Genomic DNA, 26,255 nt, shown 5'->3' on the forward strand with positions numbered 1-26,255 from the left:
GTGCGTTGGTTAAGCCGGGAGCTCGCAGGAGTCGCCGTCGCACGCGGCGGCCGTCGGGTCGCCGAGTGGCGTGAGCAGCGGGCGCGGCGCGGGCGTGCTCCCGTCCGCGGCGCTCACGCGCTCGCCTCGGCGGGCGCGGTGGCGCGCTCGGTCCAGACCTGCTCGAGCACCTGCGCGAACGTCGTCGCGTCCTGTGCGCCGGAGACGCCGTACTTGCCGTCGATGACGAAGAACGGGACGCCGTTGATGCCGTATTCGCCCGCGGTGCGCTGGTCGTCACGCACTGCCTCCAGGTACTCGCCCGACTCCATGGCCGCCAGCGCTGCGTCCCGGTCGAGGCCGACCGACTCGGCCAGGTCGGCGAGCGAGTCGGTGCGGCCGACGTGGCCGCCCTCGATGAAGTAGGCCTGGAAGAGTCGCTCGGCCAGCTCGAGCTGCTTGCCCTGCGCCTTGGCGAAATGCAGGAGTTCGTGCGCCTTCACCGTGTTGGTGTGCTGGAGGGCGTCGAAGTCGTAATCGAGGCCGACAGAGGCGGCGATCCCGGTCACGCGATCGAGCATCTGGTGCACCTGCTCCGCGGGGATGCCCTTGTGCCCGGCGAGGAAATCCACCTCGCTGCCGTCGAAGTCCACCGGGGTGTCCGGCGACAGCTCGAAGGAGTGATACTCCACCTCCACTGCTCGGCCCTCGCCGGCGCCGGCGAACGTCGCGCTGCCGTTCTCGAACTTGCGCTTGCCGATGTAGCACCAGGGGCACGCGATGTCGGACCAGATGTCGATCTTGATGGGTTCGCTCACATCAGGGGTCAACAGGCTGCAGCCGTGCAGTTATTCCGGTCGGCTACAGCGCCACGTCGTCCGGCGTGTCCACCGCTCCCCCGAACCGGCGGTTGCGGCGGGCGAAGATGTCGATCGCGTTCCACAGATCGGTGCGCGAGAAGTCCGGCCACAGCGTATCCAGGAACACCATCTCCGCGTAGGCGCTCTGCCAGAGCAGGAAGTTGCTCGTCCGCTGCTCCCCCGAGCTGCGCACGAACAGGTCGACGTCCGGCATGTCCGGGAGGTAGAGGTGGCGCTGGATGGTCTTCTCCCCCACCGCCGACGGCTTCAGCCGGCCGGCGGCGACCTCCTCGGCGATCGACCGCACGGCGTCCGCGATCTCGGTGCGGCCGCCGTAGTTGACGCACATCGTGAGCGTCAGAACGTCGTTGCCCGCCGTCAGCCGCTCGGCGTACTGCAGCTCCTTGATGACCGACGACCACAGCCGGGGCGTGCGGCCGGCCCAGCGCACCCGTACGCCCCACTCGTTGAGCTGGTCGCGCCTGCGGTGCAGCACCTCCCGGTTGAATCCCATCAGGAAGCGGACCTCGTCGGGTGAGCGCTTCCAGTTCTCGGTCGAGAAGGCGTACACGCTGAGGTGCTTGACCCCGACCTGGATCGCGCCGGCGACGACGTCCAGCAGGGAGGCCTCCCCGGCACGGTGACCCTCGATGCGGGTGAGGCCCTGGCGGTTCGCCCAGCGGCCGTTGCCGTCCATCACGATGGCGACGTGCTCCGGCACCGCCTTCGCCGGGAAGGCGGGCGGGTACACACCCGTCCAGTCGACGGGACGGTACGCGACCGCGTCCTTGTGCGTGTAGGGCTTGGGCGTCATCCGCTCGCCTTCTGATCGTGCTGGACGTGCTGCAGGGAGCGCAGGCCGCGCTCGAGATGCCATTGCGTGTACGCGGCGACCAGCCCGTTCGCCTTCGAGCGGGTGGAGTCGTCGGCGGCGTCGGCCGTCTCCCAGTCGCCGGTGAGCAGTGCGCCGAGGAGCGCGATGGTCGCGGCGTCGATCCGTGGGGCCCCCTGCGGCGCGCAGTCGTCGCACACCACGCCGCCGAGCTGTACCACGACATGGTCGTGCGGCCCCGGTGCGCCGCAGCGCGAGCAGTCGAGGAAGCTCGGCGCCCAGCCCGCGAGCGACAGCGCGCGCAGCAGGTAGGAGTCGAGGGTGAGCTGCGGACCGTGTTCGTGCCGCGACAGCGAGCGAAGGGCGCCGACGAGCAGGAGGTATTGCTGCAGGGAGGCCTCGGCGTCGGTCAGCCGATCGGCGGCCTCCACCATGGCGTTGGCGGCGGTGTAACTGGAGTAGTCGTCCGCGATCAGCGCGCCGTACGCCCCGATCGTCTCTGCCTGGGTCACCACGTCGAGCGTGCGCCCCTCGTAGAGCTGCACATCGGCGACCATGAACGGCTCCAGCCGCGACCCGAACTTGGAGGCGGTGCGCCGCACGCCCTTCGCCACCGCACGGATCTTGCCGTGCTGACGGCTGAGCATGGTGACGATGCGGTCGGCCTCACCCAGCTTGTGGGTGCGCAGCACGACGGCTTCATCACGGTAGACAGGCACGACTCCAGTATCCCGCGTGATACAAGTGACTGGTGACATCCGCGGCCTTCACGATCCCCCTCTGGGGCGACCTGGTCGCCGTCGGCGTCGGCAGCCTGCAGGGTGCCATGTTCGCGTCCGGGTTCCGCGACCGCCGGCTCGACCTGCTGGGCATCGCGATCATCGGCGTCGCCACCGGGCTCGGAGGCGGCCTCCTGCGCGACCTGCTGCTCAACGTGACGCCGGTGGCGCTTCAGTCCAACTGGTACCTGCCGGCGACGGTCGTCGCGGCGCTGCTCGGGATGCTGCTCGTGCGGCTGTTCCGGAGGCTGGACCCGATCATCACGTTCCTGGACGCGCTCACGATCGGGCTGTTCGGCGCGATCGGTGCGACGAAGGCGCTGGCGCTCGGGCTGCCGGAGGTGCCCGCCGTGTTCGTGGGCGTGGTCTCGGCGGTGGGCGGGTCGATTCTGCGCGACGTGCTGCTCAACCTCCCCATCGCACTGATGCATGTGGGCTCGCTCTATGCGGTCGCCGCCGGGGCCGGCACGATCGTGCTGGTGGTGCTGGTCGATCTGAAGGTGCCGTTCGCCGTCGCGGTTCTGGTCTGCGTGATCGTGACGCTGGTGATCCGCCTCCTCGCCGTCCGGTTCGGCTGGAGCCTGCCGGAGCAGCGCGAGCTCGGTCGCCTGCGCGCGCCCGCTGGATGGCGTTCGGCTTCGGGAGGCGCCCAAGCGCCGAACGGACGATCGAGCGGACCGATACGGGTGCCATCCCGCGGTATCGCATCGAGGATAGGCCTGCGGACAACGGAGGAGATCTGCGCGCCTGACCGGCTGAAACGAGGTCAACGGAGGAGATCCCGGTGCAATGGACCGGGATCTCCTCCGTTGTCTGCGGGTCAGGTGTGACGGGTCGGGGTCAGGCTCCGACGAGCTCGGCCTCGGCGGCGTGGCCGGCCGACGCACGCACCGCGCGGTTCACAGCGGACACGACGGCCTTGAACGACGCGGTCGTGGTGTCGCCGTCGATGCCGACGCCCCACAGGCGTACGCCGTCGACGTCCACTTCCACGTAGGCGGCGGCCTGCGCCGACTCGCTCGCCGACAGCGTGTGCTGCGAGTAGTCGTACAGGTGCACGTTGATCCCGCGGGCGTTCAGGATGTCGAAGAACGCGGCGATCGGGCCGTTGCCCTCCCCCGTCGCCTTCGCGACCGTGTCGCCGTCGCGCAGCGCCACCGTGAGGGTGACGTGCTCGCCGGTCTCGTTCGTCGTGCTCGTGGAGCCCAGCTCGAAGCGTCCCCACTTGGCGTCGGGGTCCGTGGCCGGGGCCGGCAGGTACTCGTCCTGGAAGATGTCCCAGATCTGCGCGCTCGTCACCTCGCCGCCCTCGGCGTCGGTCTTGGCCTGCACGACCCCGGAGAACTCGATCTGCAGCTTGCGCGGCAGGTCCAGGGCGTGGTCCGTCTTCAGCAGGTACGCGACGCCGCCCTTGCCGGACTGCGAGTTCACCCGGATGACCGCCTCGTAGCTGCGGCCCAGGTCCTTCGGGTCGACGGGCAGGTACGGAACCGCCCAGACCAGGTCGTCGACCGAGACGCCCTCGCGCTCGGCCCGCGCGGCCATCGCCTCGAAGCCCTTCTTGATCGCGTCCTGGTGCGAGCCGCTGAACGCGGTGAAGACCAGGTCGCCGCCCCACGGGCTGCGCTCGCCGACCGGGAGCTGGTTGCAGTGCTCGACGGTGCGCTTGATCTGGTCGATGTCGCTGAAGTCGATCTGCGGGTCGATGCCCTGGGTGAACAGGTTGACGCCCAGCGTGACCAGGTCGACGTTGCCGGTGCGCTCGCCGTTGCCGAACAGGCAGCCCTCGATGCGGTCGGCGCCGGCCATGTAGCCCAGCTCGGCCGCCGCGACCGCGGTGCCGCGGTCGTTGTGCGGGTGCAGCGAGAGGATGACGTTCTCGCGGTGGTTCAGGTGGCGCGACATCCACTCGATCGAGTCGGCGTAGACGTTGGGCGTCGCCATCTCGACGGTGGCGGGCAGGTTGATGATGACCTTGCGCTCCGGTGTCGGCTCGAAGACCTCCAGCACCTGGTTGCAGATGTCGGCGGCGAACTCCAGCTCGGTGCCGGTGTACGACTCCGGCGAGTACTCGTAGTAGATCTCGGTGCCGGGGACCAGCGACTCGAACCGGCGGCACAGTCGCGCGCCGGCCAGGGCGATGTCGACGATGCCCTGCTGGTCGGTCCGGAACACGACCTCGCGCTGCAGGATGCTGGTGGAGTTGTAGAGGTGCACGATCGCCTGCTTGGCGCCGACCAGCGACTCGTAGGTGCGCTTGATCAGGTGCTCGCGCGACTGGGTCAGGACCTGGATGGTGACGTCATCGGGGATCGCGCCCTCTTCGATCAGGCTGCAGACGAAGTCGAAGTCGGTCTGGCTGGCCGACGGGAAGCCGACCTCGATCTCCTTGTAGCCCAGCCGCACCAGCAGGTCGAACATGATGCGCTTGCGCTCGGGGCTCATCGGGTCGATGAGGGCCTGGTTACCGTCGCGCAGGTCCACGGCGCACCAGCGCGGCGCCTGCGTGATGCGCTTCGACGGCCAGGTGCGGTCGGGCAGCTCGACGCGGATCTGTTCGTGGAACGGCCGGTACTTGTGGATCGGCATGGCGCTCGGCGCCTGCTTGTTCTTCATGGTCTGTCTTCTCCTCGCGGTGTGGTGTGGAGAGCCAACGACGAACTCCGCGACGAGGGAGGCCCGGAACTAGGACTCGTCGCGGCAGCTAAGAAGGAGCAGACCGTACACAGAAACAACGGTACCACGGCGGCGCATCAGCCGCGTCCCACGGCCAGCGCAGCCGCCTGCCGCATCGACAGGTCGGGCAGGTACGCGCGCACGAGCCCCACGCCGATCGCCGGGAGGGCGACCGGATCCGGGTAGGCCATGATCAGCGGGTGCAGCTCGGGCTGGAACTTCTGCTTGAACTTGAGCAGCGAGCGGAACCCGTACACCGGCTCGAGCGACGTGCTGAGGTAGCCGAGCACGCGGTCCATCCCGCTCTTGGCGTCGTCCGGGGTGCCGGCCGTGTGTGCGAGCGGCGCCGCGGAGAGGCTCATGAACTCGACGCCGTCCTCCTTCATCCGGGTGGCCGCCTCGGCGATCAGGAACTCCATGACGCCGTTGATGCTGCCCGGGCGGCGGCGCATGAAGTCGAGTGTCCAGCCCACGACGTGGCCGTCCCGGTAGCTCGGCAGCCAGGAGGTCACGCCCTCGATGCGACCGGACTCGTCCACCGCGAGCATCAGCCGCACGGCCGGGTCGCGGAGTTCGTCCAGGCCGCCGAGGGTGAAGCCCATCTCGGGCAGGTCCTTCTCGGCGACCCACTGCTCGGAGATGTCCGAGAGCTGCACGGCGGCGCTCAACGGCAGCGCGCCGAAGCTGGTCCACTCCGCGCGGATGCCGGCCCGCTGAGCGCGGTTGATCGAGCTGCGGACGTCCTGCCACTTCTTGCCGGTGGTCGCCCACTGCTGCGGGCGGATCACCGTCTCCTCGGCGACCGTCATGGTCGACCAGCCCATCCGGTCGAAGATCGGCTGGTACTGGGCGTCGACGCTGTAGAAGACCGGGATCCATCCGCTGTCGTCGCAGAACCGCGAGAAGCGCTCGATCACGCCGTCGTGCACGGACTCGTCCGCGCCGAACGGCGCACCGGTCGTGAGCGCCACCCGCCCGACGACCCGGTAGGCCACGGCCCCGCCCGTCGCGGAGTCGAACCAGTAGCTGTTGCCGGGCCAGGTCGCCATGAACGAGATGGCGTCGCCGCCGCCGCGTTCGAGCAGCGTGCGGACCCGTCCCGCGTCGCCGGTCGAGCGTCGCCACGCTCCACGGCCGACCATGAACGGGACGGCGGCAAGGATGACGACCAGCCAGAACACGGTGCCGATGTTGTGGTAGACCACGGTCGCCAGCGGTGTCGTCGGCAGGTACTGCAGCGGCTCGCGGCGCAGGAAGCTCACCGGGATGAAGCGCTCCAGCACGTCGTTGAGGAGATCGGTGATGTCGATCGGCCGGGTGAAACCCGTGTCCTTCTGCAGCCAGCCGACCAACACGTAGAGCCCGATCAGGCCGACGCCGGTCAGCGCCACGGTGAGCACGTAGCGGCGCACCGACCGTGCGGTGGCGAGCACGGTGAAGTGCCGGCGGTAGGCGACCAGCAGGATCGCCATCGTGAGGGGGACGAGCGCCGACAGCGCCAGGATGAAGGTGACCTCCCAGTACCGCGACGACACGGTCGGCCGCGGGTCGGCGAACGGGAGGATGCCGAAGTACAGCCCGGAGAGCACGGCGAGCAGCGCGTTGACCGAGACGGCCAACCACACGGCGAAGCGGCGCCCGCGGAGGAGGCCGTAGGCGGCGACCAGCAGCGTGAGCAGCGGCAGCACCGAGATGAGCACGGGCCCGAGGCCGTTGATCCGCTCCAGTGTGAGGTCGTGGACGCAGTCGCGGGTGACCGCGAACGCCTGGCAGCGCTCCAGCACGCTGCCGGTGGCGGGCACGTCGTTGGAGAACAGCAGGCCGATCGGCGACAGCATCCCGTACCGCGACTGCGTCAGCAGGCCGATGACCGGGCCGAGCGCGCTGATCGTCACGGCGGAGGCGAGCAGCACCCGGACCTCGTGATGGGAGGAGCGGCGCCAGCCGAGGAGGCGCTCGTGCGGCCGCAGCAGCACGCCGAGGCCCAAGCCGGCGAGGACCGCGAGAAGCCGGTACAGGTCGGACGGGTCGCCCGAGTACAGCACGTACATGATCGCGATGAGCATGGTGAGGACGCGGATGCGGCGGCGCCAGAAGGCCCCCGCGAACGCACTCGCGGTCATGATCGCGCCGGCGATGCCGGTGAACACGTCGAGGATGACGAGGTGGTGGACGCTGCGCGACCACATCTCCCCCGTCTGCGAGCCGATGAGCTGGATGCCGACGCCTGCGGCGATGCCCACGACGGATGTCGCGAAGAACGCCAGCGCCGTCCGCCACGCGCCCATCAGCCGCTCGGAGACGCCGACGAGCAGCGCCGTGAGCACGAGCACCACGATCAGCTCGGCGAGGTTGTCTGTGAACAGCACGGCGGTGACCGGCGCCCACCAGTGGCCGTCGAGGAGCTGGTCCGGGCCGACGCCGAGCCACACGCGCAGCGGGCGGTGGGGGCCGTGGATCGGGCCCGTAGCCAGCGCGAGCACGAGGATCAGCGCCGTCAGGCCCGTGGTGAAGGGGTGCGTCGCGATCAGCCGGCCGAGCCGCCGCACCGCGCCGCCGAAGCCGGCTGCCCGTGCGGGAGGCCCGGGAGGGCGCGCGGGAGGCTCCTGCGTGCGCGCGGCCGTCTCCTCCGCGACCCGAGGGCCGTTCCCCCCGGCCCGGGTCGCGTCGTCCTCCGGCGCGCCGCCGTTCGCCGACGCGCCGCCCCCAGCGGTCACGGCATCGGTCACGGAGCCAGCCCCATGTGGGCGGCGACCGCGGGGAAGCCGTCCGTCAGCGTGTAGCGCACCGTGTTCCAATCGTGTGCCGTCCCGGGCGAGATCAGGAGGTCGCCGCGGATCCCGGCGGAGACGGCCTCGGAATGCAGCGTCTTCGCGAAAGCAGTGTACTTGGCGTCGTTCTGACCCGCGCCGAAGATGATCAGCGTGTTCGTGTAAGGAGCATGCGCTTTCATCGTAGGCCCGAGCTGGGCGTCCTGGTAGGCGGTCCGCGACCCGGCGAAGCCGGTCGCGATCGTGAGGGGCACGTTGCCGAGCGTCGGCCCCAGCTCGCTGGAGGAGGCCAGCGCCGAGCCGAACAGGTCCGGGCGGCTGGCGGCGAACTGCGCAGCGCACGTGGCCCCCTGCGAGTAGCCGAACGCGCCCCACGCCGACGGGTCGCTGCTCACCCGCAGGTGCGAGGTGATCCACGAGCGCACGTCCTTGAGCAGGTAGGTGGCCGAGTCGCCGAAGGCCCGGGAGTCGATGCACATCGGGTTGCGGCCGGGGCCGCCGAGCTGGTCGGGCGCGACGACGATCGGCGCGTAGCCGTTGTGCTTGGCCGCGTAGGCGTCGAGATAGGTTCCGATCCGGCCTGCCGTGAACATGTCCGCCGGGGCGCCGGGCTGGCCGGAGAGCGCGTAGAGCACCGGGAGCGCTGGCGGGTTCGGACCGAGGGCGACCGGCGGCAGGTACACGATGGCGTCCCGCGCGGGGAAGTTCGACAGCGTCGCGGGGATCTTGACGGTGCCGATCTCGCCCTTCGCGGGAGGGTCGGCCTGGTTCGTCGAGGCAGACCAGGCGGTCCCCTTGATGATGTCGCCGCGCTCGTTGTGCAGGTTCAGCGCTTTGTACGGCACGACCCCGATGGCATCGTTGAGGTTGCGGTACGCGCCGAAGTCGACGTTCACACCGGCGAACGCCGCGAGCAGGAATACCGGGATGCTGACCGCTGCGATCAGCTTCCGCCACCAGCGCGACCGGAAGAAGTTGGCGATGGCGAGGCTCACACCGGCGAACCCGATGGCCACCCAGGTGGTGGTCGCCGGGGTGAGCGCGACGCCGAACAGGTTGAAGACGTCGTCCGTCAGCCACACCAGGAACCAGCCGATCAGGCCGCCGCCGACGGCAGCGATCGCCCCCGCGAGCGCGCGCTTCCAGGTGGGTCGCACGAGCAGGTACACCGCCAGGAGCGCGGTGACGACGTCGATCGTGATGAGGAACGGCGGTTTGTCGATCCTCAGGGTCATGAGCCAGTTCAGGGGTGGGTCCTCTCACGGGTGCAGGAGGCGCTCCGGCACGGGATGGTGGGCACGGGTCGGAGTGCGCCAGTCCATAAGTATCGGACACCCAGCCTGCGGATAGCTGGGGCTTGATGAGCGTCCAGGGAACCTGGAGCCTCGCTACTCGACCGCGAGGGCCTCCACTGGGGCGACGCGGGTGGCCCGGCGGGTCGGCACCACCGAGGCGCCGACGGCGAGGGCGGCCGCCGCCACGACGATCAGGCCGATGAACAGCCACGGGATCGCCGGCGGGATGAGGCCGCCGCCCGGGAGCTGACCGAGCAGCGTCTGCGCGCCGATCCAGCCGTACAGCGTGCCGAGCACCAGCCCCGAGAGCACGGCGGCGACCGTGAGCTGCGCGCTCTCGGCCAGGATCATCCGGCGCACCTGCGCGGCGCTCAGCCCGAGAGCCCGGAGCAGGCCGAGTTCGCGCCGGCGCTGCAGGACGCTCAGCGACAGGCTGTTGACCACGCCCACGGCGGCGATCACCGCGGAGAAGCCGACCAGCCCGCTGAAAACGAGCATGGTGACCGTGAGCACACTCTCAGCGCCCTGATACAGCTCCGGGTCCTTCGCCGCCGCGCTGCGGATGATCGTGAGCCAGGTCTGCGTCGCGACGACGAACATGGTGATCAGCGTGACGCCGATGACGAGACCGATCGCGGTGCGCGAGCTGCGCTCCGGGTTCCGTACGGCGTTGGCCGCCGCGAGTCGTCCGGCGGCGCCCGCGCCGAAGAGCAGGCCGACGCCGCGCAGCACGGCGGGCAGGAAGAACGGCGCGGCGACGATGACCCCGGTGAACGAGAGCAGGCCGCCGAGCATCGCGATCAGCACGCCGAAGCGCCCGAACTCCGCGAGCGCGGAGTTCCCCGATTTCGCGAACGCGCCGAGGCCGAGCATCAGCCCGAAGCCGAGCAGCGCGGCACCCGGCAGGATGAGCAGCGCCGCGGCCGCGATGCGCCCGGTGCTGCGCACGGCGGCGGACGGGCGCTCCTGCGCCGCGCCCAGCGCCTCCACCGGCGCCACCGTCAGCACGCGCCGGCTGCCGATCCACGACGCCGACCAGGTGGTGAGCACGACCACGGCGGGAGGCACGATCAGCAAGGGTGTGACGACGGGGTACAGCACGTTCGGGAGGACGCCCCACCAGATGAAGGCGCGCACGGCGACGAGCGCGAGAACCACGGCGATGACGCCGCCCGTGAGCGCACCGATCACGCCGACGGCGAGGCCCTCCCCCGCAACGGAGCGACGCTGCGCCTTCGAGCTCGAGCCGAGCAGCCGCATCAGGGCGATGGTGCGGGTGCGCCCGGCGATGACGGTGGCGAACGTGTTCGTGGTGACGATGGCGCCGACGAAGACGGCGATCACGAAGAAGATGCCGGCGACCAGCGCGAGGGCGAACCGGGCCGAGCCGTGCGCCCCCATCGGGGACGCCGCGATGTACGCTCCGAGCACGTTGGTGCAGGCCATCAGCGCCACGCCGAAGGCGGCGCTGAGGGCCGAGACGAGGACGCTGGCGCGATGGTCGCGCGCGTTCGCCCGGAACGCGCGGATCACGCGCGCGCCTCCGTTCCCTGCGCCGCCGGGTGCTGGGCCTCCGGGCCCTGCGACTCCATGTCGAGCATGAACGCGGAGATCTGCTCCGCGCTCGAGCGCTCACGCTCGGCGACGACGCGCCCGTCGGCGAGGAACACGATACGGTCGGCGTAGCTCGCTGCGACCGGGTCGTGCGTGACCATCGCGATGCTCTGGCCGTAGCTGCGGGAAGCCTCCTGCAGCACGCCGAGGACCTCCCGGCCGGTGCGCGAGTCGAGGTTGCCGGTGGGCTCGTCCGCGAACACCAGGTCGGGGCGGGTGGCGAGCGCGCGCACGATCGCGACGCGCTGCTGCTGGCCTCCGGAGAGCTCGTGCGGACGGTGGGTGAGCCGGTCCTTCAGGCCCAGGAGGTCGATCAGCCCGTCGATCCACTCGCGCTGCTCGAGCGTCGGGCGGCGGCCGTCGATCTCGAACGGCAGGAGGATGTTGGCCCGGACGTCGAGTGTCGGGACGAGGTTGAACGACTGGAAGACGAAGCCGACCCGGCGGCGGCGCAGGACGGTCAGCTCGCCGTCGCCCATTCCGCTGATCTCGGTGTCCCCGAGGAAGACGCGGCCGCCGGTCACGGTGTCCAGCCCGGCCATCACGTGCATGAGCGTCGACTTGCCGGAGCCGCTGGGCCCCATGATCGCGGTGAACAGGCCGGCCGGGATGCCGACGGTCACGTCGTCGAGCGCGATGACGCGGTTGGTGCCGGAGCCGTAGGTCTTCGTCGCGCCGTCGACGCGCGCCACCATGCTGTCGGAAATGTCCATGCCGCCACGCTATGAAACCGGCGTCGGCCGCGGATCGGGCTGTGGATCCACACGGGGTCAGCCCAGAGGATGATCTACGGGTGAACTTCGCCGGTCGCCCGTCACTCCGCCCGCTCTGGCGCTCCCCCGGTCAGTCCGTGCTCGAATGCGTAGACGACCATCTGCACGCGGTCGCGCAGGCCGAGCTTGGCCAGGATGCGGCTGATGTGCGTCTTGACCGTCGCCTCGCTGAGGAACTCCGACCCGGCGATCTCCGAGTTGCTGAGCCCGCGTGAGGCGAGCACGAAGATCTCCCGCTCGCGGCTGGTGAGCGTGGCGAACGCGGCCGGCGCCTGCTTGGCCCGCTGGCTGTCGGAGAAGTACTCGAACAGCTCCCGGGTCGCCCCGGCGGCGATGACCGCGCTGCCGGCGTGGACGGTGCGGATGGCGGCGAGCAGGAACTCCGGCTCGGCGTCCTTCAGCACGAAGCCGCTGGCGCCGCTGCGGATCGCGCGGGCAGCGGCCTCGTCCAGGTCGAAGGTGGTGAGCACGATGATCCGCGCCGGCGCACGGCCCTCCCGCTCGGCCTCCTCCACGATCCGGGCGGTGGCGGCGATGCCGTCCATGACGGGCATCCGGATGTCCATGAGCACGACGTCGGGGCGTTTCTCGCGCACGAGCGCGACGCCCTCCCGGCCGTCGGACGCCTCGCCCACGAACTCCAGGTCGGGCTGCGAACCGATCAGCATGCGGATGCCCGCGCGGAACAGCGCCTGGTCGTCGACGAGGGCGACCGTGATCGGGGCGCTCACGCGCGCACCCCCGAGACCACCGGCAGGAACGCCGTGACCACGAAGCCGTCGTCGGCCGGCCCTGCGGACAGCGAGCCGCCCGCCAGGGTCGCGCGCTCGCGCATCCCGGGCAGGCCGTGCCCGATGCGCGGGAGGCCGCCGGTGGCCAAGGGGTCCGGTGTCGGTGTCTTCATGCTGTTCCTCACGGTGATGACGATGCCAGGGCCGGAGTCGGCGCCGCCCGTCTGGGCGAGCACGACGGAGACCGGGCGGGTGGTGTCTCCGTGCCGGAGAGCGTTGGTGAGCGCCTCCTGCACGATGCGGTACGCGGCGATCTGCTGCGCGGAGCCGAGCCCGTCGAGCTCGCCGCGACGCTCCATGACGACGGGGAGGCCGGCCGCGCGCACCTGCTCGACCGTCTGGTCGACGTCGGCGAGCGACGGTTGCGGGCCTTCGGGCTGGCTCTGCCGCAGTTCGGCCAGCAGCACCCGCACATCGACCAGCGCGGACCGCGCGGTCGCGGCGATGGTCTCCAGCGCGGTGTCCACGGCGTCCGGGTCGGCATGCCGGGCGTAACGGGCGCCGTCCGCCTGCGCGATGACGACCGCCAGCGAGTGGGCGACGACGTCGTGCATGTCGCGCGCGATGCGGGTGCGCTCCTGCTCGACGACCACGACCTCCTCGGCGCGGTTGCGGTCGAGCTCCGCCGCGATCTGGGCGTGCCGGGACGCCCGCGCGTTCCGCCAGGTGCGGACCAGGAGTCCGAGCACCCAGGACAGCCCGAGCACGGTCGCGCTGACGACGAAGAGGAACGCGAACTGGAGCGCCATCCCGGTGAGCTGGGACGACAGCAGGTCGAAGTAGCCCTGCGCGAGCGCAGAGGTCAGCGTCAGGTAGAGCGAGGCGACCAGCGCGCCGACCCCGGCCGAGATCAGCCCCGCGTACCGGACGACTTTGTCGCCGTACAGCGCCGTCGCGTAGAGCACGATGAGCGCGGCGATGTCGCTGACCAGGATGTTGTGCCCGGTCGTCATCTGCACCGCGGCCGCGAGCCACGCGATCGCGAGCGACACCGCGGGCGACATCCTGCGCAGGGCCACGGCGACCGCGAACACGATCAACACGAGGAACGTCGAGCGGCCGAGGGCGTCGGGCACCAGGCTCGAGGTGAAGTCGGTGACCAGGCAGAAGAAGACGTAGGCGACGGCGCCCGCGATGTCGAAGGTGAGCTGGGGCCGGGTCAGGCGACGCACCAGCCGCGGGGTGTCGCCCTCCACGGCCTCCGCGCCCTCCGTCCCCGCCGCGCCCGCGCCCGGCGACGCCAGCCACACCAGCAGCGACGGGACGGGCCCGGAGGGCGCGGTGGCCCGCTGCCGCGCAACGAGGAAGCCCAGAAGCCATGCGCTGACGAACACGACGGCCAGCAGCAGGCTCATCATCAGCAGCCCGACACCCTGGCTCGTGTAATAGCCGCCGATCACCGGCCCGAACTGCGGGAACTTCAGGTCGCCGCGCACCGTGAAGAGGTAGGCCATCGCCGGCGCCCACAGGAGGGCGGAGCCGAACCCGAACCAACGCACGGCCCTCCCGCCGTGCGACGCGATGCCGAACAGCGCGATCACGACGGCGACGGCGGAGATCAGCCGGTGCGGCAACGGGAGCGATGAGCCCTCGCTCAACTCGGCGACGACCGCGAGCCAGGCGATCTCCAGCGCCACGACCGGCAGCACCCGCGAGAGCGCGACGGCCGCGCAGTACAGCAGCACGGCCAGCGCGCCCGCCAGGTCGAACGGGAGGCCGATGACCAGCCACACCCCGAACAGCACGACGGCCAGCGCGGGCTCCAGCACCCAACGGTGCGGCGCGAGCGCGCTCAGGACGCGGGTGCGATCTGGCATATCTCTACGTTACGGGGCCGCGGTGCCCGCGCAGGCATCCGCGGCGCGGAATCATCCTGCGGATGTATGACGGGGCGCCCTGGGACGCAGCCGTCTAGAAGCGCAGCCGCCTAGAACCCGAGCCGCCCCAGCTGCTTCGGATCCCGCTGCCAGTCCTTCGCCACCTTCACCCGCAGCGACAGGAACACCTTGCGGCCGAGGAGCGCCTCGATCGGCTTCCTGGCCTCGGCGCCGACGTCGCGGATGCGGGCGCCGCCCTTGCCGATCACGATCGCCTTCTGGCTGTCGCGCTCCACGAACAGGTTGGCGTAGACCTCTACCAGGTCTTTGTCGTCCCGCTCGATGATGTCGTCGATGGTGACCGCGAGCGAGTGCGGCAGTTCGTCCTCCACGCCCTCCAGCACGGCCTCGCGGATGTACTCGGCGATGCGGTCCTCGAGGCCCTCGTCGGTGATCGCGTCCGCCGGGTAGAGCGGGCCGGGCGACTCCGGGAGCAGCTTCATCAGCTCGGACGTGAGCGTGTCGAGCTGGATGCTGCTGGTCGCGGAGATCGGGATGATCGCCTCCCACTCGCGCAGCGCGGACACCGCCAGGAGCTGCTCGGCGACCTGGGTCTTGCCCGCGACGTCGATCTTCGTGACGATCGCGACCTTCTTCGCGGTGGGGTAGTCGTCCAGCTGGTCGTTGATGAAGCGGTCGCCCGGGCCGATCTTCTCGTCGGCGGGGACGCAGAAGCCGATCACGTCCACATCGCCCAGCGTGGACTGCACGAGCGTGTTGAGCCGCTCGCCGAGAAGTGTCCGCGGCCGGTGGATGCCCGGCGTGTCGACCAGGATGAGCTGGCCGTCGCGCTGGTGCACGATGCCCCGGATGGCGCGGCGCGTGGTCTGCGGCTTCGAGCTGGTGATCGCCACCTTCTCGCCGACGAGGGCGTTGGTGAGTGTCGACTTGCCCACGTTGGGGCGGCCGACGAACGAGACGAATCCGGCGTGGTACTCGCTCATGCGCGGGCCTCCTTGTGCTGGCGGTCGGACTTCGGGTGTTTCGGGGACTTGCCGGGCTTGTCGCGCCGGTCGTGCTTCTCGTGATTCTCGTGCGGCTCGGGCTCCGCGTCCTCGTGCGGTTCGGGCAGCAGCGCGGTGTCGCGCTCGACGAGCACTGTGCTCACGTGCTTGTGCCGGCCGTCGATCCGGTCGACGGTGAAGCGGAGGCCGTGCACGGCGACCGTGGAGCCGACCTCCGGGAGCCTGCCGAGCGCCTTCGCGACCAGTCCGCCGACGCTGTCGACGTCCTCGTCCTCGATCTCGATGTCGTACAGCTCGCCGAGGTCGTCGATCGGCAGCCGGGTCGCGACCCGGAGGCGGCCTCCCCGAGCTGCTGCACCAGCTCCACCTCGTGGTCGTACTCGTCGGAGATGTCGCCGATGAGCTCCTCGATGAGGTCCTCCAGCGTGACCAGGCCGGCGATGCCGCCGTACTCGTCCACCACCATCGCCAGGTGGTTGGACTCGAGCTGCATCTGCCGCAGCAGCGCGTCGGCCTTCTGCGATTCCGGGACGAACAGCGCGGGCCGAGCCAACTCGCTCATCGTCAGCGTGTCGGCGCCGAGCGCGCTCTCGTAGCTGAGCTTGGCGACGTCCTTCAGGTACAGGATGCCGGCCACCTCGTCCGGGTCGCCGTCGATCACCGGCATGCGGGAGACGCCGGTGGAGAAGAACATCCCCATCGCCGTGCCGAGCCCGGCCGAGCTGTCGATCGTGATCATGTCGGTGCGCGGCACCATCACCTCGCGGACGACTGTGTCGCTGAACTCGAAGATCGAGTGGATGAGCTCTCGGTCGTCCTCCTCCAGCACGTCGAACTCGGTCGCCTCGTCCACGATGCTGAGCAACTGCTCCTCGCTCGTCACCGGGGCCGACCGGGCGCGGGAGGGGTCACCCGGTTGCCGAGCGCGACCAGTCCGCCCGGGATGGGACCGAGCACGACCCGGATCCCGTGCAGGAGCGGCGCGGTGAGCTGAAGCAGGATGCGCGAGTTGGCACGGCCCACACTGCGCGGGCTGGCGCCGACCAGCACGAACGAGACACCGGTCATGATCGCCGCCGACAGGATCAGCGAGATCCACCACTCCGCGAAGATCTGCTCGAACGCGAGGGTCACGAGCACCGCTGCGGTGGTCTCCGCGATGATGCGGCTGAAGTTGATCGCGTTGAAGTACGCTCCGGGGTCGTCGGCGATCGCCGCCAGCGACGCCCTCGCCCGCGAGGTCTCGGCCAGGTCGGCGATGTCGCCGCGCGACTGCACCGCCAGCGCCGAGTCCACGGCCGCCATGAGCCCGCCGAACGTCACCAGGAGGAACGCGACGACGAAGAACAGGGTTGCGAGCATCCGGCGCCTAGCGCTGTCGGTCGTAGCGGGAGAAGCCCACCAGGATGTCGCGCTGGATGCCGAACATCTCCCGCTCCTCCGCCGGCTCGGCGTGGTCGAAGCCGAGCAGGTGGAGGATGCCGTGCGTGGTCAGCAGCAGCAGCTCCTCCATGAGGGTGTGGCCGGCGGTCTCCGCCTGCACCTGGGCGACCTGCGGGCAGAGCACTACGTCGCCGAGCAGCCCGGCCGGAGCCGGCTCCTCCTCAGTGCCGGGGCGCAGTTCGTCCATCGGGAAGCTGAGGACGTCGGTCGGGCCCGGCTCGTCCATCCACTGCACGTGGAGCTGCTCCATCGCCGCCTCGTCCACGAGGACGATCGCGAGCTCGGCGTCGGGGTGCACGTGCATGATGTCGAGCGCGTAGCCCGCCAGGCGCTGCAGGGCGGACTCGTCCACCTCGATGGCGGACTCGTTGTTGATCTCGATGCTCATCGTGTCGGGCCCTGTCGTTTCGGGAGGTGGTCGCGCGGGCCGCCGGAGCGGCGTTCGGCGCGGTTGGCGAACTCGCGGGCCTCCTCGCGCTCGTACTGCCGCGCCTGCAGCTTCGCGTCGTACTCGGTGTAGGCGTCGACGATCCGGCCGACCAGGCTGTGCCGCACGACGTCGTCGCTGGTCAGCCGGGAGAAGTGGATGTCGTCGATGTCGTTCAGCACGCGCGTGACCAGCCGGAGTCCGCTCGCGGCGTTCGGGAGGTCGATCTGGGTGATGTCGCCGGTGACGACCATTTTGGAGTTGAAGCCGAGCCGGGTGAGGAACATCTTCATCTGCTCCGGCGTCGTGTTCTGCGCCTCGTCCAGGATGATGAACGAGTCGTTCAGCGTGCGGCCGCGCATGTACGCCAGGGGGCGACTTCGATCGTGCCGGCCGCGAGCAGCTTGGGCACGAGCTCCGGGTCGAGCATCTCGTTGAGCGCGTCGTACAGCGGGCGCAGGTACGGGTCGATCTTGTCGGTGAGCGTGCCGGGCAGATAGCCGAGCCGCTCGCCGGCCTCCACCGCCGGGCGCGTGAGGATGATGCGGCTGACCTCCTTGCGCTGCAGCGACTGGACGGCCTTCGCCATCGCCAGGTAGGTCTTGCCGGTTCCGGCGGGGCCGATGCCGAACACGATGGTGTTGTGGTCGATGGCGTCGACGTACTGACTCTGGCCCAGCGTCTTCGGCCGGATGCTCTTGCCGCGCGCGGTCAGGATCGCCTGGCTCAGCACGTCGGACGGGCTGAGGTTCAGGTCGCCGCGCATCATCCGCGCGGAGCTGGCGACCTCGGCCGGGCCGAGATCCTGGCCGTTGCGGACCATCTGCAGCAGCTCCTCGAGCAGCGCGCGCGCCGCGGCGACCTGCGCCGGGTCGCCGGTCAGGCTGATCTCGTTGCCGCGCACGTGGACGTCGACCAGCGGGTATTGCCGCTCCAGCGTCGTCAGCAGGCGGTCCTGCGGGCCGAGCAGCCGCACCATCTGGATCCCGTCGACGCTCAGGCGCGCCTCGGCCGAACCTCCCGTGTTCGCCGACCCGCCAGGGGTGGTCGCTCCATCCGGGGTCGTCGGGTCACTCGTCGCCAAGGGTTCCTTCCTCGAGCCCGCCGGAGGGCGAGCCCAGAACGTGGGCGTGGACGTGGAACACGGTCTGTCCCGCGCCGGCGCCGGTGTTGAAGATCAGACGGAAGTCGCCGTCCGCGTGCTCGTCGGCGAGCCTCTTAGAGGTCGCCACCAGTTCCGCGAGCAGCGCAGGGTCGCCCGCGGCCAGCTCGACGACGTCGCGGTACCGCTCGGTCTTCGGGACCACCAGCAGGTGGACCGGCGCCTTGGGCGCGATGTCGCGGAACGCGATGATGCGTTCGCTGTCGTACACGACGTCAGCCGGGATCTCCCCGCGATGATGCGCGAGAAGATCGAGCGCTCCCCTGTCTCCATGTGATCCATCCTATTCGTCAGCGCCCCGCGATGAGGTCGGTGCTCGGCAGCTTCCCTGCCACACCTCCGCCCTCGGTGACATGTCTGGTTCCTGTTCTCCATGTGTTATGTCTATGTGAGCTATAAGGGGGCGTAATGAGCACGAAGGTCTCGGTCGACACGGAACGTCTGCGGGCGGCGGCGTCGGCGCTGGCGGAGACGGGCGCGAAGGTGCGCGACGCGAGCTTCGACGCCGGCGATCTCGGATCGTCGCGGATGGACTGGGCTTTCACGGGGTTCGAGCGATATTGGTCCGCAGGGCGCTCGGCCCTCGCGCAGAGCGAAGACGCACTGGTGACCGTGCTGCGTTCGGCCGCCGACGGCGCCACGCGGCGGGACGCGGAGAGCGCGCAGACGTTCGGCGGAAGCCTCCGTGCGTTCTAGGTACCAGGACTGGTCGCCGTTGACGTTCGACTCCGACCCCACGCCGGGGAACGTGGACGCGGTGGCGGCGTGGATGTCCACCCTCCGTGCGCACGCGGAACACCACCGTTCGCGGGGCAACGCTGCGAACGAAGCGCTGGCGTCGGTCGCGGATCGCTACTGGTCGGGCCTGGCGGCGGAGGCGTTCCGGGAACGGTTGCGCGTGGTCCGGGACGCCGCGCAGACCGCGTCGACCCGGCACGGCGAGGGGGCGATGCGGCGCAGTCGTGGGCGGAGGCGCTCTCCGCCACCCAGTACGACGCCGATCGCGCGCTCCGGGAGGCAGAGGAGGCGCAGCACGACATCGCGGTCGCGGAGGCGGCGGTCGGCGCTCTGACGGGAGACCACGCCGCACTGCTGGAGGGAGTGGACGCGCTGACGTCGCGCGCGGCCGGTGCTGGCTTCTCGGCGGATGCGGAACTGTACGCCGCGCGTCAGCGTGCGGAGTCGGTGCGCGAGGACCTGCTCCGGGCCGGGCGACGCCTGGAGGACGCCCAGCAGCGCCTGGAGGACGCCCGCGCGCTGGGGCGGCGGGCAAAGCACGAGTACGAGTCGGCGGAGGCGGACTTCATCCGCCGTCTGGAGGCGACCGCGCGGGGTGCTCTTCCCGCCTCCACCCCCGCGCAGTTGACCACATTCACCTCCGGTGTTGACAAGCTCGGCCGGATCCAGGCGTCCGAGCCCACGGTCGCCATGCGGAACATGACCGTGCTGCGCCGCCTCACGCCGGACGAGTTGAAGGTCCTGCTCGGGGAGAACCCGGTCCTGTTGCAGCAGTTCTGGGAGCATCCGCCGGACCCGGAGGAGGTCGCGGGCTGGTGGAGCCGGCTCGCACCGGAGACGCGCAGCGCACTGCTGAAGACCGCGCCCGGGCTCTTCGGCAATCTGCCGGGGCTCCCCTACAAGGACCGGGATATCGCGAACCGGATCAGCTACGCGAAGGCGATGAAGAACCTGAACCTCACTGACGACCAGAAGGCCGTGTTGAAGAAGATGGAGCGGGCGCTCACCACACCTGCCAACGGGGTTCCGGTGCAGTTGGTGGCCTTGAACCTTTTCATGGCCCCGCCCCGGGTCGCGGTTGGCTACGGCAACCTCGACACCTGCGAGAATACGACGTGGTGCGCGAGCGGGATGATGTCGGGGGCGAAAGATTCGCTCGATGGATGGTCTGATGCCGCCAAGAATCTCTGGAACGCGCAAAAGGACCTCAACGTTCAGCATCCGGGCGTGGTCGCGTACCTGGAGTACGACAACCCCGATGCGGCAGGAGTGAACTTCAGCGAATCCGCGAAGAAGGGGGCGCCTAGGTTCGCGGCCGAACTCGACGGCAACGCCGCCACCCGCGCCACGTTCGGTCCGGGCCCTGCGCCGGTCACCGTCACCGCACACTCGTACGGCACGACCATGGCGTCCATCGCGCTCACGCTCACCCACTTCCGGATCGACGCGTTCGTGATGGTCGCCTCCGCCGGAATCGACACTTCGCTGGTGCCGTCGCTGTCGAACCTGCGCGTCGACCACATCTACACAACGGCCGCCGCACCGGACCGGCTCGCTCCGTTCGGCTCGTTTGTGTCCAGTCGCGCCGAACCGAACCCTTCTGTCGCTGACCACAGGGGTGACAGCATCGGCGGCGCGGAGTCGTTCTCGTCCGATGGCGATGGCTCAGACCTCGAACCCGTTGACGGACACAACGCCATCGGCGAGACGGGCAAGACCACCCACAGCGGTTTCCTCAATGCCCTGCCCTCCGAAGGGCACGGCTACTTCGACCCACGGACCCAGTCCCTCAGAAACATCGCTGCGACCACAACCGGTCAGCCCGACAAAGTCAGCGGCGGGTTGACCGGCACCGCGGCAGCGGCGGCCCAACACAACAAGAACGCCGCACACTATGCCTCGAACTTCTGGATCACCCCGTGAAGGCCGTTCCCCGCAGCACCATCGTGCTCTTTGCTCTCGCCACTACCCTCGCCCTTGGAGGATGCGTCATGACCGCCCCCACCCACTCCGGGTCGCAGAAGACCGGGCAACAACTCCGCGAAGAAATACTCACCGCCGCCAACGACGGGATCGCCGCCTCCGGCCTCCTCGACGGATGGGCACTTGTCGGTGGCGGAACCTGGGATCCGGAGACGGAAGAATTCATCGGCTCTGGCTGTACCACCACAGAATCCGGAGAACACAAACGTCAACGCTTCGAGGTCGGCCTCGACCACCCACATGTCGGTGACCCGATGGTGTTTGTGAACACGATGAGCGACCGCTGGAAAGACCAGGGCTACACCGTCAACCCGATCGGAACCCCCTTCATCGGAGCAGACGGGGACATCTACATCGACTATCGGGCTGACCGTCCCGACGGCAGCCTCGCCGCCGGCGTCGTCGCCAACCGCAGCAAATTCATCCTTCACTTCTATACCGAGTGCTCCACCGACCCCACCCTGAACGACTTCGCCGGCCCCACCGGTTACCGCACCCTCGACCCGCTCGAACAGGACGTGTACTCCCCGACCAACAGCCCTACGATCACGCCCTACCCCGACCGGTGAGCCGGTAATGCCCGACCCCCACGTGCCGGTCCCTGGCCCGGACGACGAAATGCAGGACACCGAACAGCAACACGCCGCGACCGTCCTGGAAGACCCTCCTGCTCAGCCCGCATCGCGGGTGTTGCCAATCGGGCTCTTTTGGGCGGCCGTTTCGTTCTGGGCATCTGGCACCCTGGTGTTCTGGACGTTCGTGTACTTCGGGACCGAGAGTTTGCGGCAACTCCTGAGTGACCCGACTTACAAAGACCCTTACGCCCCGCTTGAGGCGATCGCAGCACCGATCTTCAGCGCGTGGGCGTGGCTCCCGTTGCTCTTCATTGCCGTCTGCCTTGCCCTGAGCTCGCGCGCATGGGAAGGACCGTACCCGCGATTGGCCTTAGCGATCGTTCGACTGGTGTGGGTCCCGATCCTGATCGGATTTGTCGCGGTGTTTGGATTTCTCGCCTTCGTGCTCGTCGCGGGCTTTTTCTGATTGGACACTGTCCTTAACGAGCCAACAATCCCTACGGGTTGCGCTGATACAGTCGCCCTACCAGCGCCCCAGGGCCGCGTTCAGCACCGCCAGCGCCGCCGGCCCCGCGGTCGACGTCCGCAGCACCTTGTCCCCCAGCCGCACGACCTCGGCCCCCGCCGCCAGGAACGCGTCCAGCTCCTGCGGCGCGATCCCGCCCTCCGGGCCCACCACGAGCACCAGCGGCCGCCCGTCCGGCCGCACCCCGGTGAGCGGGGACGCGGCCCCCGGCTCCAGCACCAGCACCCGGTGGGTCGCCGCCAGCGCGGCCACCTGCTTCGTCGTGGCGAGCTCCCCGACCTCCGGCGTCCACGCCCGGATCGACTGCTTGCTCGCCTCGCGCACGATCGCCGCCCAGCGGTCGCGGCCCTTCGCGACCTTGGCGCCTTCCCAGCGCGACACCGACCGGGAGCCCGACCACGGGATCACGGCGTCCACACCGAGTTCGGTGGCGGCCTGCACAGCGAGCTCGTCGCGGTCGCCTTTCGCCAGAGCCTGGACGAGCGTGATGGCAGGTTCGGCGCGCGGGACGCGCTCCACGGCCTCCACGTCGATGGTCAGCTCCGTGCTCGTCGCGACCAGCACCTCGCCCGACGCGACCAGGCCGCGGCCGTTGCCGATGAGGACGCTCTCGCCCGGACGGGTGCGGTTGACCGTGGCGGCGTGCTTGGCCTCCGGGCCCGTCAGGGTGAGCCGGGCGCCCACCTCGACGTCGCTGAGGTCCTCACGAAGGTAGAGCGAGCTCATCGTCCGTCCCTCAGAGGTTGAGGAAGCGGTCGCGGAGCTTCGCGAACAGGCCCTGCTGGAAGCGCGCGAGCGACGGCTCCGGGTTGTGGTGGGTGGCGGCGAACTTCTTGATCAGCTCCTTCTCCTTGTGGTCGAGCTTCGTCGGCGTCACCACCTGGATGCCCACCCGCAGATCGCCGCGGCCGCTGCCGCGAAGATGCGTGATTCCGCGGTCCTTCACCGAGATGATGTCGGCGCTCTGGGTCCCCGGCTTCAGCTCCAGGCGGATGTCGCCGTCGAGCGCCTTCACGGTCGCCGTGGTGCCGAGGATCGCGTCGGCCATCGACAGCTCCAGGGTGCAGAGCAGATCGTCGCCGTCGCGGCTGAACACGTCGTGGTGCTTGACCTTGATCTCCAGGTACAGGTCGCCGTTCGGGCCGCCGGCGGGACCGGCCTCGCCGGAGCCCGGCATCTGCAGCCGGAGGCCGGTGTCGACGCCGGCGGGGATGTCCACCGGGACGGTGCGGCGCGCGCGGACGCGGCCCTGGCCCTGACAGGTCACGCACGGCGTTGCGATGACCGTGCCGTAGCCGCGGCAGCTTCCGCACGGGCTGGAGGTCATCACGTTGCCGAGCAGGGAGCGCACCGAACGCTGGATGCTGCCGGTGCCGTGGCAGATGTCGCAGGTCACCGGCGCGGTGCCGGGCTGGCAGCACGAGCCGTTGCAGGTCTCGCAGACGACCGCCGTGTCCACGTCCAGTTCGCGGTGCGTGCCGAAGACGACCTCCTCGAGCTCGACCTCCACCCGCAGCAGGGCGTCCTGGCCGCGCTCGCGCCGGGAGCGAGGACCGCGGGTCGCCCCGCCTCCCCCGCCGAAGAAGGTCTCGAAGATGTCGCCGAAGCCGGCGAAGTCGCCCGCGCCCCCGCCGCCGAAGCCGGTCGGGCCGCCCAGGTCGTACTGCTGCCGTTGCTGCGGGTCGCTCAGCACGTCGTAGGCGTGGGTCACGAGCTTGAAGCGCTCCTGCGCCTCGGAGCTCGGGTTGACGTCCGGGTGCAGCTCGCGCGCGAGCCGGCGGTACGCCTTCTTGATCTCGTCGGGGGTGGCGTTGCGGTCAACGCCGAGGACTTCGTAGTGGTCGGCCACGTAAGGCTGTTCCTTCTTTTCGTTGCGTCGGAGTTCGTCAGTCGCCGAGGAGGCGGGAGAGGTAGCGTGCCACGGCTCTCACCGCGGCCATGTTGCCCGAGTAGTCCATGCGGAGCGGCCCGAGCAGGCCCACGCGGGCCAGGTCGGAGCCCGAGCTGTAGCCGCTCGACATGACCGAGGTCTCGGTCAGCCCGATGACGGCGTTCTCACGGCCGATGCTGACCGCGACCCCGTGCTGGTCGAGCGCCATCTCGTCGAAGAGCCGCAGCAGGACGACCTGCTCCTCGATGGCCTCCAGCACCGGTGTGATGGAGCCGGGGAAGTCGGTCTCGGTCCGCGCGAGGTTGGCCGCGCCCGCCATGACCAGCTTGTCCTGCCGGTTGGCGGCGATCTGGTCGAGCAGGGCGCCGGCCACCGGTGCGACGAGCGCACGGGTGCGATCCGTCAGATGGCCGGGGAGGTCGCGCAGCCGCACGGCCGCGTCCGCCAGCGCGAGCCCGGCCGCAGCGCCGTTGATCGCGCCGCGGATCTCGGCGATCTCGGCGTCGTCCAGCTCCTCCTGCAGCTCGATCACGCGTTGCTCGACCGCGCCGGAGTCGGTGATGAGCACACTCAGCAACCGGCGGGAGCCGAGCGCGACCAGCTCGATGTGGCGGATGCGCGAGCGCGCCACCGACGGGTACTGCACGAGGGCGACCTGGTTGGTGAGCTGCGACAGCAGCCGGACCGTGCGGGAGAGCACGTCGTCCAGGTCGACCGACTGGCCGAGGAACGCCTCGATCGCGGTGCGCTGCGCGGCCGACAACGGCCGGGCCTCCGCGAGATGGTCCACGAAGAGCCGGTAGCCCTTGTCCGTCGGCACCCGGCCGGAGGAGGTGTGCGGTGCGGCGATCAGCTCCTCCTCCTCGAGGAGGGCCATGTCGTTGCGGATGGTCGCCGCGGAGACGCCGAACGCGTGCCGCTCCACGATGCTCTTGGAGCCGACCGGCTCCCGCGAGGCGACATAGTCCTGGACGATGACGCGGAGCACTTCCAGACTGCGTTCCGAGACCACGCGAACCGCCTCCTGTCGTCGCTTCGGCACCCGAGGATCGAGCACGGGACGGCACCGAATGCGCTGGCACTCGATGATCCTGAGTGCTAATCATAACGCGTCGGCGTCGGAGGGCGGTCACGGCGCCACACGGATCATTTACTGCGCGGCTCCGGCGCAGTACCCTGTGCGCACCGGCTCAGGAAAGCCCCCGCAGCCGCCCACGAAAGGGTTCTCCTCATGTCAGACCCGAACCAGCCCCCGGCCGAGGGCCAGGGCGAACAGCCCCCTCAACAGCCATACGGCCAGCAGCCCGGCCAGCAGCCCGGCCAGCCCGCCGGCGCGGTTCCTCCCCAGCAGCCCTACTCGGCCCCGGCCGGCCAGCCGGCCGGCGCCGTCCCGCCGCCCCAGCAGTATGCGGCCGCCGCCGCTCCCCTCGATCCGGCTCAGGACAAGCAGTGGGCGTCCTTCGCCCACCTCGGCGGGATCCTCTGGTTCCTCCCCTCTCTCATCATCTGGCTCGTGTTCAAGGACCGGGGCCAGCTGACGAACCAGGAGGCCAAGGAAGCGCTGAACTGGCAGATCACCTGGATCCTGGCCTGGGTCGTCTCCCAGATCCTCGGCGTGATCATCGGCACGTTCACGTTCGGGATCGGCTATCTGCTGTTCAGCCTCCTCATCCCGTGGGTGCTCTACATCGTCAACCTGGTGTTCTCGATCCTCGGGTTCGTGCGCGTGAACAGCGGAGGCACCTACCGGTATCCGCTGAACTTCCGTTTCATCAAGTAGCGCGTCGCCTCGACGCGCGCGGACGGTCGATCCGCGAGAAGGGCTTTCGGCTCCTTCTCAGGATCGCCGTCCGCCCCCTAGGCTGAGACGCGTCATTCCCATCACCGGAGGAGAACACGATCATGTCCGCAACGCCCCCGCCCCCGCCGCCGCCCCCGCAGCAGCCGTACGGCGGTCAGCAGCCGCAGCTCAGCCCGGCAGACGAGAAGCTGTGGGCGACGCTCATCCACGTGGGCGGCATCCTGTTCAGCTTCATCCCCGCCCTCGTCGGCTACCTCGTGCTCAAGGACCGCGGCCCGTTCATCCGCTCGCACACCGCGACCGCGCTGAACTTCCAGATCACGCTGGCGATCGCCACCGTCGTCGGATGGATCCTCAGCATCGTCGGCATCGGACTCATCATCATCCTGGCCGTCTGGGTGCTGAACATCGTCTTCAGCATCATCGCGGCGATCAAGGCGAACCAGGGCCAGTACTACTCGTACCCGATCGCGATCAGGTTCCTCAGCTAGAGCCTC

General features: G+C 69.8%; 25 protein-coding genes and 4 pseudogenes. 7 read left to right on the forward strand and 22 right to left on the reverse strand.

The genetic code is table 11. The annotated features are described in order from the left end of the window. Nucleotides 1-113: 113 nt before the first annotated feature. Genes ACRAWC_RS03565 through recO form a run of 3 tightly spaced genes read right to left on the reverse strand, consistent with a single transcriptional unit; the run spans nt 114 to nt 2,390 of the window. The gene (locus tag ACRAWC_RS03565; protein ID WP_431346505.1) at nt 114-797 is read right to left on the reverse strand and encodes a DsbA family oxidoreductase; all 684 of its coding nucleotides are present in this window, start codon (nt 795-797) and stop codon (nt 114-116) included. A gap of 43 nt (nt 798-840) precedes the next feature. Beyond that, on the reverse strand, nt 841-1,653 hold the full coding sequence (locus ACRAWC_RS03570; RefSeq protein WP_431346506.1) for an isoprenyl transferase: 813 nt from the start codon (nt 1,651-1,653) through the stop codon (nt 841-843). Then, nucleotides 1,650-2,390, reverse strand: coding sequence for a DNA repair protein RecO (recO, locus tag ACRAWC_RS03575; RefSeq protein WP_431346507.1), 741 nt, complete (start codon nt 2,388-2,390; stop codon nt 1,650-1,652). The genes ACRAWC_RS03570 and recO overlap by 4 nt, the downstream gene beginning before the upstream one ends. Nucleotides 2,391-2,422: 32 nt before the next feature. On the opposite strand from recO, the gene ACRAWC_RS03580 reads away from it, so the two are divergent. Then, nucleotides 2,423-3,280 carry a trimeric intracellular cation channel family protein gene (locus ACRAWC_RS03580; protein ID WP_431346508.1) on the forward strand — a complete coding sequence of 286 codons (858 nt, stop codon included), beginning with the start codon at nt 2,423-2,425 and terminating at the stop codon, nt 3,278-3,280. Nucleotides 3,281-3,290: 10 nt separating this feature from the next. On the opposite strand, the gene leuA is transcribed toward ACRAWC_RS03580, so the two are convergent. From leuA to ACRAWC_RS03655, 15 genes and pseudogenes are all read right to left on the reverse strand, one after another. Then, a complete protein-coding gene (gene leuA, locus ACRAWC_RS03585) occupies nt 3,291-5,066 on the reverse strand; it encodes a 2-isopropylmalate synthase (RefSeq protein WP_431346509.1) in 1,776 nt (591 codons plus the stop codon). Nucleotides 5,067-5,203: 137 nt separating this feature from the next. Continuing rightward, the gene (locus tag ACRAWC_RS03590) at nt 5,204-7,855 is read right to left on the reverse strand and encodes a bifunctional lysylphosphatidylglycerol flippase/synthetase MprF (protein ID WP_431346510.1); all 2,652 of its coding nucleotides are present in this window, start codon (nt 7,853-7,855) and stop codon (nt 5,204-5,206) included. Next, the gene (locus ACRAWC_RS03595; RefSeq protein ID WP_431346511.1) at nt 7,852-9,132 is read right to left on the reverse strand and encodes an alpha/beta hydrolase; all 1,281 of its coding nucleotides are present in this window, start codon (nt 9,130-9,132) and stop codon (nt 7,852-7,854) included. Before ACRAWC_RS03595 ends, ACRAWC_RS03590 begins: the two co-directional genes overlap by 4 nt. A 153-nt stretch (nt 9,133-9,285) precedes the next feature. Further along, nucleotides 9,286-10,725 carry an ABC transporter permease gene (locus ACRAWC_RS03600; protein WP_431346512.1) on the reverse strand — a complete coding sequence of 480 codons (1,440 nt, stop codon included), beginning with the start codon at nt 10,723-10,725 and terminating at the stop codon, nt 9,286-9,288. Next, nucleotides 10,722-11,519, reverse strand: a complete 798-nt coding sequence (locus tag ACRAWC_RS03605) for an ABC transporter ATP-binding protein (protein WP_431346513.1) — start codon at nt 11,517-11,519, stop codon at nt 10,722-10,724. The genes ACRAWC_RS03600 and ACRAWC_RS03605 overlap by 4 nt, the downstream gene beginning before the upstream one ends. A gap of 101 nt (nt 11,520-11,620) precedes the next feature. Further along, nucleotides 11,621-12,310 (reverse strand): response regulator, encoded by a 690-nt coding sequence (locus tag ACRAWC_RS03610; RefSeq protein WP_431346514.1) that lies wholly within the window; start codon nt 12,308-12,310, stop codon nt 11,621-11,623. Next, a complete protein-coding gene (locus ACRAWC_RS03615; RefSeq protein ID WP_431346515.1) occupies nt 12,307-14,187 on the reverse strand; it encodes a sensor histidine kinase in 1,881 nt (626 codons plus the stop codon). Before ACRAWC_RS03615 ends, ACRAWC_RS03610 begins: the two co-directional genes overlap by 4 nt. A 110-nt stretch (nt 14,188-14,297) precedes the next feature. After that, nucleotides 14,298-15,191 (reverse strand): GTPase Era, encoded by an 894-nt coding sequence (gene era / locus ACRAWC_RS03620; RefSeq protein WP_431346516.1) that lies wholly within the window; start codon nt 15,189-15,191, stop codon nt 14,298-14,300. Further along, complete coding sequence (locus ACRAWC_RS03625; RefSeq protein ID WP_431346517.1) at nt 15,188-15,355, reverse strand: hypothetical protein; 168 nt, start codon at nt 15,353-15,355, stop codon at nt 15,188-15,190. The genes era and ACRAWC_RS03625 overlap by 4 nt, the downstream gene beginning before the upstream one ends. Before the next feature lie 36 nt (nt 15,356-15,391). Next, nucleotides 15,392-15,736: pseudogene (locus ACRAWC_RS03630) on the reverse strand (transporter associated domain-containing protein); the annotation flags it as partial. After that, nucleotides 15,670-15,969 (reverse strand): annotated as a pseudogene (locus ACRAWC_RS03635) (CBS domain-containing protein); the annotation flags it as partial. The pseudogenes ACRAWC_RS03630 and ACRAWC_RS03635, both read right to left, overlap by 67 nt. Nucleotides 15,970-16,091: 122 nt before the next feature. Then, nucleotides 16,092-16,574, reverse strand: coding sequence for a CNNM domain-containing protein (locus ACRAWC_RS03640; RefSeq protein ID WP_431346518.1), 483 nt, complete (start codon nt 16,572-16,574; stop codon nt 16,092-16,094). Between the two features lie 7 nt (nt 16,575-16,581). Next, complete coding sequence (gene ybeY, locus ACRAWC_RS03645) at nt 16,582-17,043, reverse strand: rRNA maturation RNase YbeY (RefSeq protein WP_431346519.1); 462 nt, start codon at nt 17,041-17,043, stop codon at nt 16,582-16,584. Further along, a pseudogene (locus ACRAWC_RS03650) lies at nt 17,040-18,061 on the reverse strand (PhoH family protein). The gene ybeY and the pseudogene ACRAWC_RS03650 overlap by 4 nt, the downstream one beginning before the upstream one ends. Before the next feature lie 91 nt (nt 18,062-18,152). Continuing rightward, nucleotides 18,153-18,517 (reverse strand): annotated as a pseudogene (locus ACRAWC_RS03655) (histidine triad nucleotide-binding protein). Between the two features lie 135 nt (nt 18,518-18,652). Between ACRAWC_RS03655 and ACRAWC_RS03660 the strand changes: the two are divergent. Continuing rightward, complete coding sequence (locus ACRAWC_RS03660; RefSeq protein ID WP_431346520.1) at nt 18,653-18,940, forward strand: hypothetical protein; 288 nt, start codon at nt 18,653-18,655, stop codon at nt 18,938-18,940. A 156-nt stretch (nt 18,941-19,096) separates the two neighbouring features. On the opposite strand, the gene ACRAWC_RS03665 is transcribed toward ACRAWC_RS03660, so the two are convergent. After that, nucleotides 19,097-19,327 carry a hypothetical protein gene (locus ACRAWC_RS03665; RefSeq protein ID WP_431346521.1) on the reverse strand — a complete coding sequence of 77 codons (231 nt, stop codon included), beginning with the start codon at nt 19,325-19,327 and terminating at the stop codon, nt 19,097-19,099. An 18-nt stretch (nt 19,328-19,345) separates the two neighbouring features. Between ACRAWC_RS03665 and ACRAWC_RS03670 the strand changes: the two genes are divergently transcribed. From ACRAWC_RS03670 to ACRAWC_RS03680, 3 genes are all read left to right on the forward strand, one after another. After that, entirely contained in the window at nt 19,346-20,905 is a 1,560-nt protein-coding gene (locus ACRAWC_RS03670; RefSeq protein ID WP_431346522.1) for an alpha/beta hydrolase, read from the forward strand. A gap of 68 nt (nt 20,906-20,973) precedes the next feature. After that, the gene (locus ACRAWC_RS03675; RefSeq protein ID WP_431346523.1) at nt 20,974-21,534 is read left to right on the forward strand and encodes a hypothetical protein; all 561 of its coding nucleotides are present in this window, start codon (nt 20,974-20,976) and stop codon (nt 21,532-21,534) included. Nucleotides 21,535-21,583: 49 nt separating this feature from the next. Then, nucleotides 21,584-22,006, forward strand: a complete 423-nt coding sequence (locus ACRAWC_RS03680) for a hypothetical protein (RefSeq protein ID WP_431346524.1) — start codon at nt 21,584-21,586, stop codon at nt 22,004-22,006. Nucleotides 22,007-22,063: 57 nt separating this feature from the next. On the opposite strand, the gene ACRAWC_RS03685 is transcribed toward ACRAWC_RS03680, so the two are convergent. Genes ACRAWC_RS03685 through hrcA form a run of 3 tightly spaced genes read right to left on the reverse strand, consistent with a single transcriptional unit; the run spans nt 22,064 to nt 24,969 of the window. Continuing rightward, entirely contained in the window at nt 22,064-22,792 is a 729-nt protein-coding gene (locus tag ACRAWC_RS03685) for a 16S rRNA (uracil(1498)-N(3))-methyltransferase (RefSeq protein WP_431346525.1), read from the reverse strand. Between the two features lie 10 nt (nt 22,793-22,802). Next, nucleotides 22,803-23,915, reverse strand: coding sequence for a molecular chaperone DnaJ (gene dnaJ / locus ACRAWC_RS03690; RefSeq protein WP_431346526.1), 1,113 nt, complete (start codon nt 23,913-23,915; stop codon nt 22,803-22,805). A 37-nt stretch (nt 23,916-23,952) separates the two neighbouring features. Continuing rightward, nucleotides 23,953-24,969, reverse strand: coding sequence for a heat-inducible transcriptional repressor HrcA (gene hrcA, locus ACRAWC_RS03695; protein ID WP_431346527.1), 1,017 nt, complete (start codon nt 24,967-24,969; stop codon nt 23,953-23,955). 219 nt (nt 24,970-25,188) lie between these two features. Here hrcA and ACRAWC_RS03700 point away from each other — a divergent pair, with 219 nt between their 5' ends. Together ACRAWC_RS03700 and ACRAWC_RS03705 are read left to right on the forward strand one after the other, a co-directional pair. After that, on the forward strand, nt 25,189-25,737 hold the full coding sequence (locus ACRAWC_RS03700) for a DUF4870 domain-containing protein (RefSeq protein WP_431346528.1): 549 nt from the start codon (nt 25,189-25,191) through the stop codon (nt 25,735-25,737). Between the two features lie 122 nt (nt 25,738-25,859). Further along, on the forward strand, nt 25,860-26,249 hold the full coding sequence (locus ACRAWC_RS03705; protein WP_431346529.1) for a DUF4870 domain-containing protein: 390 nt from the start codon (nt 25,860-25,862) through the stop codon (nt 26,247-26,249). Nucleotides 26,250-26,255 lie beyond the last annotated feature (6 nt).

Source organism: Leifsonia sp. L25, from assembly GCF_050632895.1.